At 53.6% G+C, this 11,948-nt stretch carries 9 protein-coding genes and 1 tRNA gene; 2 read left to right on the top strand and 8 right to left on the bottom strand.

Features of this window, described 5'->3' with window-relative positions; all coding sequences use genetic code 11:
- Nucleotides 1-93 precede the first annotated feature (93 nt).
- The gene (locus PGY33_RS09875; protein WP_118480559.1) at nt 94-1,380 is read right to left on the bottom strand and encodes a vWA domain-containing protein; all 1,287 of its coding nucleotides are present in this window, start codon (nt 1,378-1,380) and stop codon (nt 94-96) included.
- Nucleotides 1,381-1,462: 82 nt separating this feature from the next.
- A complete protein-coding gene (locus PGY33_RS09870; protein WP_118480557.1) occupies nt 1,463-2,431 on the bottom strand; it encodes a leucine-rich repeat protein in 969 nt (322 codons plus the stop codon).
- 548 nt (nt 2,432-2,979) lie between these two features.
- Between PGY33_RS09870 and PGY33_RS09865 the strand changes: the two genes are divergently transcribed.
- Together PGY33_RS09865 and PGY33_RS09860 are read left to right on the top strand one after the other, a co-directional pair.
- A complete protein-coding gene (locus PGY33_RS09865; RefSeq protein ID WP_270478431.1) occupies nt 2,980-4,347 on the top strand; it encodes a TrpB-like pyridoxal phosphate-dependent enzyme in 1,368 nt (455 codons plus the stop codon).
- A gap of 223 nt (nt 4,348-4,570) precedes the next feature.
- Nucleotides 4,571-4,647 (top strand) — tRNA-Arg (locus tag PGY33_RS09860).
- 481 nt (nt 4,648-5,128) lie between these two features.
- On the opposite strand, the gene PGY33_RS09855 is transcribed toward PGY33_RS09860, so the two are convergent.
- The 6 genes from PGY33_RS09855 to PGY33_RS09830 form a co-directional block, all read right to left on the bottom strand.
- A complete protein-coding gene (locus tag PGY33_RS09855) occupies nt 5,129-5,695 on the bottom strand; it encodes a zinc ribbon domain-containing protein (RefSeq protein WP_270478429.1) in 567 nt (188 codons plus the stop codon).
- Nucleotides 5,696-5,734: 39 nt separating this feature from the next.
- Nucleotides 5,735-6,430, bottom strand: a complete 696-nt coding sequence (locus PGY33_RS09850) for a stalk domain-containing protein (RefSeq protein WP_270478427.1) — start codon at nt 6,428-6,430, stop codon at nt 5,735-5,737.
- Nucleotides 6,431-6,505: 75 nt separating this feature from the next.
- Nucleotides 6,506-7,018, bottom strand: coding sequence for a hypothetical protein (locus PGY33_RS09845; RefSeq protein ID WP_118480551.1), 513 nt, complete (start codon nt 7,016-7,018; stop codon nt 6,506-6,508).
- A 222-nt stretch (nt 7,019-7,240) separates the two neighbouring features.
- Complete coding sequence (locus PGY33_RS09840) at nt 7,241-8,491, bottom strand: hypothetical protein (protein WP_118480549.1); 1,251 nt, start codon at nt 8,489-8,491, stop codon at nt 7,241-7,243.
- Between the two features lie 190 nt (nt 8,492-8,681).
- Nucleotides 8,682-10,211, bottom strand: a complete 1,530-nt coding sequence (locus tag PGY33_RS09835; RefSeq protein WP_270478423.1) for a zinc ribbon domain-containing protein — start codon at nt 10,209-10,211, stop codon at nt 8,682-8,684.
- A gap of 84 nt (nt 10,212-10,295) precedes the next feature.
- The coding region (locus PGY33_RS09830; RefSeq protein WP_270478421.1) for a lysozyme inhibitor LprI family protein at nt 10,296-11,948 on the bottom strand (1,653 nt) is incomplete at its 5' end.

Here is an 11,948-nt window from a genome sequence, read left to right as displayed (position 1 = left end):
CGGACGACTTTGGAACGGCCCACGGTCCGTTCCTGCTTGTCGGCGAAACTGTAGTTTCGCGACAGCCTCAAAGGACGCGTAAAGCGTCCTTTTTCATTCTACGGCCAACGCATCCTCGCTGATTACCGCCCGAATTCCCCAGGACGGCACCTTATCCGGATAGGCTTCGCCTTCGAGCATGACGAATGCCGCATCGTACTTTGGACGCTTTTTCGGGTAGATGCCGAGTCCGTCCGTGAAGTACAGCAGGCCGCGCAGATGGCGGAACGCGCCTTCGGCGTTTAAGCGGTCAACGTGCTCGAAAACCGGACGAAAATCGGTCGCAGACTGACCGATCAGTTCAAAATGCTCCATATATTCCGCAAGTTCCCGCGCATTTGTCACCTTTTTGTCCGAGCGCAGCTGATCGTCGCACTGCAGAATACGCAGGTTGAAATGCCGGAAAAAGCTGGTGTTCTCCTGCAAAAGCTCATAGGTGCGGCTGAGGAACGCGCGCACGAGTTCACCGGAGGTGGACATCGAGGTATCAATGGCAATGACGAAATCCTCTATTTTCCGCACCTCCCGCGTTTCTAACGGCTCGATCAGCGGCATATTTCCGAAATGACGCAGTCCGTAGGCGTAGTAGCCGTAGTCGAACGAATCCGCATCCACCGAGACCTCCTCCCGCAGAGCGGCAAAACGGCGCAGGAACGCGCGGAAATCAGTCGTTTTGCGGGTGGAAACGGCAAACTGCTCCCGCACAGCCTGACCGCCTTCCGCCTTGTTCGCGAAAACCGTCTCCATCGCGGTCTGCGTGCGCTCGGCCTGCTGCTGCCAGCGGCGCTCCTGCTGATCGTCGTCCTCCTTGTACCACAGCGTGTGCTCGTCTGTCGCAAACACGCGCGTGAGCGTGGCACAGTCATACGAATTCAGCCGCGTGCGGCGAAAGTGGCGATAGACCGCCTCAGCCGTCAGGACCGGCAGCTCGTCCCGCAGTTCGCGGTAGATATTCTGCCGCCGAACCGACACCTTTTCCGCCTGCAGGCAGCGGTAATCCAGCGAATCCAGCATGCTTTCGACCGCAATATCGCACGAAAGATCCCACAGGTCGGCATCGCGTCCGCGTGTCTTTCCGGGATGGCGCAGCAGACAGTGGAACAGCGTGTGCAGATAGGCGCGGTTGACGTTCGCGCGGGAGCGCTCGTACTGCTGCGCCAGCCAGGCACCGCTGAAAAACAGCACGCGCGTGTCGGTAGCGAGCGTGGGTGTATCGTAACCGTCTGCCGCAGGCAGCGCCGCCAGCGCGGAATCGAGGAACGGCAGGTTCATGTACAGTTCGGTGCGGGCGGAAAACAGGATTTCGCGTCCGATAGAAGTCCAACGGGAGAACTGCGACATAGAAAACATCACCTCACAGGTTCATCTTGCATCGTAGGGCACCCTGCCCTGCGGATTTATTGATAACTTTATATTATTTATATTATAATTCAAACGATTTGGCGCGTCCCTTGGACTGCGTTTTGCCGGCGGCTGACAGCAGAACGGACAGCGCTGCCGTCTGCTCTGCTTCGCGGGCAGACGTGCACGCGGCATCCACATCGGCGGCAGAGAGCACACCGAGCGACAGCAGGAAAGTCAAGGCAGCGGTCTCGCCTGCCTTGGCGCAGGACTGCGCCAAATTTCCGCCGTGTGCGCGCAAAACCGTAAGATACTCCGCTTTTGCGGCATCCGAGAGCACAAACGGTACGGCAAGCCGCCGCACGGCAACGCGTGCCGCGACCGCAAAATCGTGCCGCTCGAGCAGTTCGCTCAGGGCAGCATCATATTGCCGAAAATTCAGCACACCGCCGTCAAAGCACTGACGGTAGCTGTAGCCTGCACCGTGAATGCGCCGCTGAAAAATATGCGCCGGACTGAGGTCCTCCAGCTCCTCGACGTACTCGGGAAACAGCAGCCGCGCGTGCTCATCAAACCGCACATCGAGTTCTCCGGCGTACTCGCCGAGCAGCCTGGGCAGGCAGGTCGGCGCGAAAGGCGCGGCGTGCAGGATGACTTCACGCAGGCTCATGCAGTTCATCAGGGCACCGCCGCCGAATTCACTCACCGAATCAGTCAGTTCAATGCGTTCAAGGTTTCGGCAGTTATAAAATGCATAACTGCCAACACTTTTTGCATCCTTCGGGAGCGTAACCGTGCGGATAGCCGCTGCATTGTGCTTCGGCTCCGTGCCGCCGCAGGTAATACGGACAGCGAACGTGTCCCTGCCTGTCAGATCGGGGGCCCGCTCGCTGAGTACATACGCGCCGACCTCGGTGACGGGCACGCCGTCGATCTCGTCCGGCAGACGCACAATATCGTCCTGCGTTTCGCACCGCAAAAGCGCAATGCCGCCGCTCGCACTCCGCGAACAGGTCAGCCGCAGTTCGTTTTCCCCCTCGATCACGCGCATTTGCACTCGCTCCCTCGATAAATTCTCATTCTGTTACCCATTATAGCACAGTATGCAGAAAAAGACGATACTGTGGCCTTCATTCTCATGATAAGAATTTATATCATAAATAATATATTATTTTTCGCAAATTACACTTGACAATCCTCCGTTTTGCGAATATACTGTGACCATACCAAGTAAACCAACACAAACCAATGACGAAGACGAGTAGCAGGGAGACCGAACCTCCAAGAGAGCCGCAGGCGGTGTGATTGCGGCAGGCAAGGACCGTGTGAATGGACTTCAGCAGGGCAAGGCGAACGGCTGGGCCAAGTAACTGCGACGGGGACTCCACCCGTTATCAGGGGAGCGCGCATTGTTTGATGTGTGAGCAGAGTGGACGCAGTTTGCGTCAATCTGGGTGGTACCGCAAGAGCGTATTCGCTCCTGTCCCAAGAGAAATCTGGGACAGGAGTTTTTTATTTTGTAAAACAGAGTGGAGAGTGACGAATGAAGATATTCACCATCTCTCCGCTCTATCTGAAATTTGCAAAGGAGCAATCACCATGGCTAAGATCCCCCACAGACTTTATTTGACCGAAGACCAGATGCCCAAGCAGTGGTACAACCTGCGGGCGGACATGAAGGAAAAGCCGGACCCGCTGATTCATCCGGGTACGCACCAGCCGCTGCCGGAACAAGCGCTGTACCCCATCTTCTGCCAAAAGCTGGCGCACCAGGAGTTGGACAACGACACCCGCTACATTGATATTCCCGAGCCGGTGCTCGATATGTATAAGCTGTACCGTCCGTCTCCGCTGTGCCGCGCGTACAATCTGGAGAAGGCGCTGGACACCCCGGCTAAGATCTACTACAAGTTTGAGGGCAACAACACCTCGGGCAGCCACAAGCTGAATTCCGCGATCGCACAGGCGTACTACGCCAAGGAACAGGGCCTCAAGGGCCTTACCACCGAGACCGGTGCTGGTCAGTGGGGTACTGCACTCTCCGAGGCATGCGCATATTTCGGACTGGATTTGAAGGTATTCATGGTTAAGGTCTCCTACGAGCAGAAGCCGTTCCGCAAGGCTATCATGCAAACCTTTGACGCGAATGTAACGCCGTCTCCGTCCAATACGACCGAGGCAGGCCGCGCTATTCTGGCACACGATCCGACCACCGGCGGCTCGCTCGGCTGTGCGATTTCTGAGGCCGTTGAAGTGGCTACTACACACGAGGGCTACCGCTATGTACTCGGCTCCGTGCTCAATCAGGTGCTGCTGCACCAGTCCATCATCGGTCTGGAGAGCAAGCAGGCTATGGAGATGCTCGACGAGTATCCGGATATCGTGATCGGCTGTGCCGGCGGCGGCTCCAACCTCGGCGGCCTGATCTCCCCGTTCATGCAGGATAAGCTGCTCGGCAAGGCTGACCCGCGCATCATTGCGGTTGAGCCTGCGTCCTGCCCGTCCTTCACGCGCGGCAAGTACGTTTACGATTTCTGCGATACCGGCCACGTTACACCGCTGGCCCGCATGTACACGCTCGGCAACGGCTTCATGCCCGCGCCCAACCACGCAGGCGGACTGCGCTACCACGGCATGAGTCCGATCCTCTCCAAGCTGTACCACGACGGTTATATGGAGGCGGTTTCCGTCAAGCAGACCGACGTATTCGACGCGGCAGTTCAGTTCGCCAAGGTAGAGACCATTCTTCCAGCTCCGGAATCCAGCCACGCCATCCGCGCCGCAATCGACGAAGCACTCAAGTGCAAGGAGACCGGCGAAGCTAAGACCATTCTGTTCGGTCTGACCGGTACCGGCTACTTTGATATGGCAGCATACGAGGCATATCATAACGGCACCATGCGCAACCACATTCCCACCGATGAAGAACTGCAGATCGGCTTCGATACCATTCCGCCGCAGGAATAAAACGCAATATAAGGTATATGGCAGACCTCCAATTTCTCTGCTGTATATAGCCGCCTGTTCCCCCACAGGCGGCTTTGTTTTGCCGAAAACAGGTTTCCGAAAAAACTTTCAAAAAATCTGAAAATAATTGTTGACATCAGGGCCCACCCGTGATATTATAATAAGGCAGTCAGCGAGAGCGACAAAGCGAAACGCCGACAGCGAAAGAAAATAGATCATGTATGCGCCAGTAGCTCAGCTGGATAGAGTGTTTGGCTACGAACCAAAAGGTCGGGGGTTCGAATCCCTTCTGGCGTACCAGATCAACCGGTTATTTCGTTTGGAATGACCGGTTTTTCTTATTTTCTGTACAAATAGAAATCGAAGAAAAAATTTTTACCGTCTATTTACCGTCCATGCGGACATAGCAAAAGCCTCAGACATTTTACCGTCTGAGGCTTTTGTTCTATCTCTCTTTTATTAAAAACCGCGCGTTGTAAAATGAGGTTGCGCATTTAGTCAAATAAAAGGTCCACAGCGATGGCCCCTGTATTAGAATCAATTTGCGACAAAAATCCAACACAGAAAGAGGCAATCGCTATGGACTATCTCAATCATATCACAGACCACGAAAAGGCAAACACCTGGCTTACGAAGATTATGAATTACCGCAGCTTGCTGGATGCTGCATAAAAGAAAACCAGGACCTCTGAGATGAGGTCCTGGAGAAAACTTTTTGTTTTTTCGTCTGTCTACTTGACCAGGGAGCGGTTCACACGAGGAACGGACGCTTTCTGTGTCATTAACGCAGGAAGCCGAACGAACGGATAATCGGCGGCTCCTTCGCCTTGCCGTTGCAGATGGAGAAGAAGCAGATAATGCGGACGATCAGCAGCACAAGTGCCAGTACTGCGCACAGGATCGGCACGATAACGGTGAAGCACAGCAGCAGCGCCACAATACCGAGCAGAATATTCATAACGCTGAACTTAAGCGCCTGACGCACATGGAATGCCGCATACGGCGAATTATGGCTGCCAAGCAGCGCGAGAACAACGCCGAACGTACCCATCAGGTAGCAAAGCATGGCAATGACCTTGTTTTCCGAAATATCCTTGGTTGTGAACTCAGCCGTGTGGTCATACGGGTCGTACGACGGCTGCGGCGCCTGATACTGCGGCTGCTGGTAGGTCTGCTGCTGCGAAGCCTGCTGATACTGCTGCTGACTCTGCTGCTTCGGCTGTTCCTGCTGCGCAAACTCCTGCGTGTTCTGCTGCGGCTGCTCAGGCGCAGAGCATGCGCCGCCGCAAACCGGACAGAACTTGGCGGTGTCGTTTACCGGTGCACCGCACTTTGGACAGTTTTTCATAGTGGTTTACCCCCTGTTTCTGTATTGTTTTGCTTGGGTTTACTTGTTGAAGGTGATGTTGGCAAGGCCATACGAACCCCACGGAGTGCTAATATCTGTCACAATTTTCAGCTGTAATCCTTTATTCAAATCAACCTTAATGTGCTCAGTCTGCATTTCACCACTCAGAGAATAGGTATCAACCAATTCACCATCTACATAGAAACTCAACGTTCCAGAATATTTATCTGCGCCATCGATGTGGCCAATATCCATCTCGAGCGACTTATAGAGGCCATCAATATTGTATAATGCAGCGCCAGTATAATTACAATACAATCCCTGTGTATACTGCTTACTCATCATATAAATTGTCCTGCCACTATCCTCAAGCACATGCATATTTCCATTCGTTTCATATGGTTTCAGTTTCTTAGCCGCGGTGTCGCTCTCATTCATACCAATATAAACGGTCTTGGTGTTGCCGTTCCACGAAACGTCCTGACCGAGTGCGTTGCCTACTGCGCGTACCGGCAGGTAAGTTGTACCATTATAGATAAACGGCTCAACGGTGCTGCCGTTTGCATCCTTCGGAGTTACCGGTGCGCCATTAACGACCAGCTTGATGCCGCAGTACTGCACGCGGATATTCTTGTAAACCGTATTTGCCGCAAGTGCCGTGCCGGTAACCATGCCGGTGCAGAGTGCCAGTGCCGCAAAGCGCTTGAAAATGTTATTCATCATGGTCTTTTTCATCGTTTTTCCTCCTAATTTTACGGGTTTTACCCGTTTATGACTTGTTTGTACAGACTTTCGTTAATTTTTTCCTGATTAGGACAGGCCGCTTACGGTAAAGGTGAGCGTCGGGTGCTTCATCTTCACGCCGAGGTCGCTGAGCGTATCCTTATCCGCCGTAAAGGTTACGGTGACTTTATCGCCGTTGGAAAGGCCGCTGTCCGGCTCGACGGTGTAGTTCATCGCCTGAATCAGTTCCCAGCTGCCGTCCATGTACTTTGCCGCGGACTTGATAACGTCTTGCGAACCGGTAATGTATTCCATCTGCTGGCGACGTTCCTTGGTCAGCAGCTGCTCGCACATGCCGTCGTAGTCAACATCTACTGTGGCCGTGCCGTTGCCCTCTGTACCATTATAGCTTACCGTAACATAGTCCTCCATGTCAATACTCTTTCCACCAGAAAGTGACATCATTAGGAAAATTGCTGCCACTGCAATGCATATAATTACAATCAGAATGGGTACCGTGTAGTTTTTCTTCTTCTGGTACGCCGGGTACGGGTACTGCGGATTGGGTGCGTAATTGTTGGTGTTGTAGTTTTCATTCATGGTTTTTGCCCTCTTTCTTGTGTTATCAGTTGATGTGTGTGTGTCAGCGGAACGCCTGTTTCCTCCCTTCATAGATATAAGAGGGATGGATTTCGGAAAAGATTTAAGATTTTCAAAAAAGTCGAAAATTTTCAGAAATTTTTTTGAGGGCAAAAAAGACAGCCTCTGAAGCACTTCGGAGGCTGTCTTTGGAAGCGGAATATTGCGTTACTGCTTTATGCGTTACTTGATATCGGTCACCAATTCATAGCCATCGCTCTTTTCCGTGATCGCGTCTATCACATCCTGCAGGGTTTGATACCCCTCCAGCGAATAGCCGTGACCGTTCGGGTCATCCAGACTGAAATCGAACCGGAGATTGTAGCTGTTCCAAAATATCTGATCCAGATCAACGTCAATCTGCCCTTCCTCGTCGATGCTCAAATTGTAGTATCCTGCTCGCATGTAATAGTCAAACTTGGAGTTTGAACCGCCAAGACTGTTCTCGTATGTCAGGCGGTACACCATAGTGTACTCACTCATCGGATACAAGTCTTTCTCGTCCGGCTTGGCATATTTCAGGTAGCTGCCGACATACTCGAGACCGGCCAGCCGCTCTTCCGGCTTCTTGTAATCATCGTAGATACCATACTTTTGGATAACGCGCTCAGCGTTCGACTGCATAGCAGCCAGCGTTTCATCGTCGATCTGGTCCAGCTTAGTAACGAGTTTCTCCAGTCCGCTCACCTCAAAAGTCTTGGATGTTGCTATCGGTGTGCGGCCGGTCTGCGCGATAATGGCGTTCACGCTCTCATCGCTGACCGACACGGTAACAGTATCGCCGTTGGACAGACCGCTGTCCTTATCCAGTACATACTCAATATTGCTGAGAACATCATCATGAAAATCCCCTTGGACACTTGCCTCGCCTCTCGGCTCGATACCGGTGAATGTAACATGAAGATTCTTGAATATGTCGATTTCGCCCTCGCTCAGCAGTCCTTCAACTGTGTAGGTCAGCTTGGTGCTTTTCAGCTTGCGGTGCGTCTGTTTGAGCGCATCCTCGTTCATCGTGAAATTGATCGTCACCGTGTCGCCGTTGGACAGGCCGCTGTCCGGCTCCACCGTGTACTGCAGAGACTGGACTACATCGTAGCTGCTGTCGCCCGTCTGACTGGCATAATCTATCGCCTCCAGCGAACCAGACAGCTGTGTGCTCACATCGTCCGGCAAAAGGCTCAGACAGAAGTAGTCGTAGTCAAACTCCACATCTACAGTACCTGTGCCGTTATCACCACTGTAGGTTACCGTCACATAGTTACTCATATCAATACTGTTTTCACTAGGAAGTAACCTGATTGCGAAAATGACTGCTGCTGCGACGCACGCTATCAAGATAAGGATGGGTATGGTGTGGTTTTTCTTCGGTTGGTACGCCGGATACGGGTACTGCGGATTGGGCGTGCAATTATTGCTGTTGTAGTCTTCATTCATGGTTTTACCTTCTTTCTTGTGCCGATTGGTAATGTTTGTATTTTGGCAGAATGCCTGTTTTCTCCCTTCATAGATATAAGAGGAACGGGATTTTCAAAAGGATTTAGGATTTTCGATTTTTGCGAAAAATTTTTCCGAGAAAAAAGACAGCCATCGAAGCGGTTCGGCGGCTGTCTATTCCAGATAAAATTTACTGCTCGGTCATGGTGTCGATGAGCCATGTACCGTCCGACTGCAGCTGCATATGGTATGCGTAGCTCTGCGGAATCTCCTTGTAGCTGCCGTCCTTATAGGTAACGCCAATCAGTTCCTTGGAGACAACGGTAGCGGTGTTGCCGCTGGTTTTCTGGCTGCTTACTTCAACCGAAATGACGTTCTCCTTGATGCCCTGCTTGTACAGCTTGCTGACAAGCGCCTGCTGCTCCTTGTAAGCCGAACTGCCGTGTAGCAGCGTCGATGCAACATAGGAGAAGGTGCCCGCGTTAATGGCGTCATTCAGGCCGTAAACGTAGCTGTACAGCGTGTCAGACGGGTCAGCCACCGTAACCGGCTGTGCTGCCTGCTGCGGCTGGGTCTGCGCCGGAGCCTGGGTCTGCGTCTGCTGCTGAGTCTGCGTGTTAGCCTGCGGCTGGGTTTCCTGTTGTGCAACCTTGTACTCGCGCGATGCGCCGAACGGGTCCTTGGTGCAGTGCTCGCGCGTCATGGCCATGCCGTGGTCGCCGCCTGCCGCCGTAATGGTGAGATAGACATCGCCGTCCTCAAAGTCCACGGTCACGTCACCGCTGTTGCCGTGGCTGTCCTTGTAGGCACCGGTGGCCTGCGTGTTGTCATCGTTCAGCGTCAGCGACAGCTTATCGATGGTGGTGATGTACTTACTGTTATCCCACGATGCATTCGCGGTCATGCCAAAGGCGGTTTCGTCGCCCACCAGCTCAAAGCCGATGAAAGTTTCCACTTCGCTGTTGTACCTGTCTGCCATCCAGTAGCCGGCGTAGTCGGCCACATAGACAGGTTCGGCAGTCTCTTCCGGCAATTCTTCTTCTGCGTCCATGTCGTCTTCCGGAAGGGTATCTGTCCATGCACTTTCATTTCCGAACAATTGCGCCAGACCGATCAGGAACCCGCTTGCCCACGAGGCACGAACGGCTCCGCCGAAAATCGCCGCAGCAACGATATATGCCAGCACAGACAGTGCCACACGGCCGCCCGAACAGTCCGGCTTAAGATTGTTCTGCTCGATTTTCTCCTGCACATGATCAAAGTATACACGGTTAAAGCGCACCGCGAGCAGAATGCTGCTGACCAGTCCCCAGATGCTCGCACCGAGCGCGACCGCCAACAGTACCGCCGCCACAAGCAGCTGACTACCCCAGATGAATCCGGATACGAGCACGCAGACCACAAACAGGATAATCGGCCCAGCCATCGCCTTGAGCCAGTTCACCCACACGCCGCGGTACGCCGCATGGTACAGCGTCAGGAAGAAGGACGCCCAGTTGATGCGTCCTTTGCCGCCCGCCTTGATATCCACGAACTGCTCCAGATAGTAGTCGCTGTTGCTGCCGATAATCTGACGGCACATGCCGTCCTCGGTCAGTGGCTGCTGTACCGGAACCTCCTGCACCGGCGGTTCCGGCTCCTGCTGCACAACCTGTGCACCGCAGTTGCTACAGAATACTTCGCCTTCTGCTATTTTGTGTCCGCATTTTTCGCAAAACATATGTTTTTCCCCTTGTGATGTCAAATTATGTCGATAGTTAAATTATAATTGGGTTTCGGGTTATAGTCAATGGGCATATGTGCTTTAACTCTCGATCGTCATGCCTAAGACCTGCGCCAGCTTGTCCTTTAGCTGCATGGCACGCTCTTGGTAGAGTTCGCCGGACTTATCCCAGATCAGCATTTTCTGTGCTGAACCGCCTGCGGCCTCCATTCCTGCGGCCTCGGCCTGCTGCTCGGCCTGCTTTTCCCATGCCTGCTGCTCCTGCTCCAACGCACTGTACTCGTTTGCCGACAGGGTCTGTTTGAGACAGTCCATCAGCACCGAACAAGTGTGCTGCCACCAGTAATCCGTTCTGCCTGCTGCATAGTTCATTCCCACCTGTGAGTTCGTCGCAGAACCCAGTTCGTAGTAATATACATTATCCCACTGCAGACCCTCGTTGATAGTGTCCTCTGCGGTTGCCTTCAGCTGCTCAGGTGTTTTCGTCGGTTCAGTGTATTCACGGAACGAGTCGCCCAGCTGCTGTTTATCCGTCTCAGTCTGCGCCAGCAGCGACTGAATAAGCGCGTCCGGTGCCTCCGGCGGCTCAAAGCCGTTCGCCGGTGTCTGCGGATAATACGGAATTTTCTTCGCTGCCTGGAAAATGTACGCATCCTCGCCCGACAGCGAATAGTCTGTACCGTCATGGAAGAAGGTCGAACGGAAGTATTCGCCGTCACGCCGAATGGCCGAAAGCTCCTCCTCGGCCTCCTGCGGGGTCCAATGTTCATCGCCCTCGGCAGCAGTTCCGAAACCTACACTCGTTATCGCACCGGTATTCAGGTCTCTCGTTGCCGAGATATCCGAAACCGCCTTCCACTCTCCGTCCTCAATGGTATATTCCCGCATCCAATCCGAGATGCCCATTACCGTTCGATTGCTATCATTCTTTTCATCAATCTCGTACGTGCTTACGATTGGCCAGCAGAGATAAGTCTTCGGGTCGCCTTCCTTTTTATATAGGTAGCACCCACCGGTCGGCAGTGTATAGGTGGCGTGCCACGAAACGCGGTAGGTCTTATTGTGATACAGAGGTCCCCATGTTACACGATTTGCGCGTTCACCATCCCAGCTGTACACAGAAAACCAGCTGCCGATATTGACACCATCGGTATTTCCCACGCTGTTTCTGATAGAGCCATCATTATAAATACAGAACAGTTCATCCTCACCGTCACCATCAAAATCAACCAACTTTGCGGTCAGCAGACCGGAATACGCATTTCGTGAGATGTCCGTACGCTCGCCAAACTGCTCCTGCAGCTCGGAAATGACATTGAGATACGCCGTATTCTGATCATAATCCGCCTGTACGGCAGCCAGTTCTTCTGCGGACTGCGTCTGCTGCTCGACCTGCTTTTCCTGCACCTGATGGGCCATCTTCGGCACTGCAACTGCGCCGCCTGCAGCCATTGCCGCAACGAGCAGGCCCGCGACGATCTTCACGCCGACCGCACTTGAGCTTGCCTTTGCAGCCGCTGCTGTTCCGGCCTTTGTGGCCGCAGAGTGTGCCGCGGTATGCGCGGCGGCGGACGAGCTAGCCGAAGCCGCAGCAGCTGCCGCGCTGACCGCTGCACGCACTTTGACGAGCAGACCGCCAGCCTCTGCCGCTGACAAGCCGCCGCGCTGCGCAAGCAATCCGCGCAGACATGCCAGCAGCATCGGAATCGAGGTGGAGTACAGCTTGATGCCCTT

Origin of the sequence: Butyricicoccus sp. AF18-9LB (assembly GCF_027684505.1) — a bacterium.
Classification (GTDB): Bacteria; Bacillota; Clostridia; order Oscillospirales; family Butyricicoccaceae; genus Agathobaculum; species Agathobaculum butyriciproducens.
This window is presented reverse-complemented; position numbering and strand designations above follow the sequence as displayed.

What these genes read in the sequence shown, in the direction of transcription:
- PGY33_RS09875 (WP_118480559.1), bottom strand. Translation starts at nt 1,380, where the DNA reads ATGTCGCAGTTCTCCCGTTGGACTTCTATCGGACGCGAAATCCTGTTT.
- PGY33_RS09870 (WP_118480557.1), bottom strand. Translation starts at nt 2,431, where the DNA reads ATGCGCGTGATCGAGGGGGAAAACGAACTGCGGCTGACCTGTTCGCGG.
- PGY33_RS09865 (WP_270478431.1), top strand. Translation starts at nt 2,980, where the DNA reads ATGGCTAAGATCCCCCACAGACTTTATTTGACCGAAGACCAGATGCCC.
- PGY33_RS09855 (WP_270478429.1), bottom strand. Translation starts at nt 5,695, where the DNA reads ATGAAAAACTGTCCAAAGTGCGGTGCACCGGTAAACGACACCGCCAAG.
- PGY33_RS09850 (WP_270478427.1), bottom strand. Translation starts at nt 6,430, where the DNA reads ATGAAAAAGACCATGATGAATAACATTTTCAAGCGCTTTGCGGCACTG.
- PGY33_RS09845 (WP_118480551.1), bottom strand. Translation starts at nt 7,018, where the DNA reads ATGAATGAAAACTACAACACCAACAATTACGCACCCAATCCGCAGTAC.
- PGY33_RS09840 (WP_118480549.1), bottom strand. Translation starts at nt 8,491, where the DNA reads ATGAATGAAGACTACAACAGCAATAATTGCACGCCCAATCCGCAGTAC.
- PGY33_RS09835 (WP_270478423.1), bottom strand. Translation starts at nt 10,211, where the DNA reads ATGTTTTGCGAAAAATGCGGACACAAAATAGCAGAAGGCGAAGTATTC.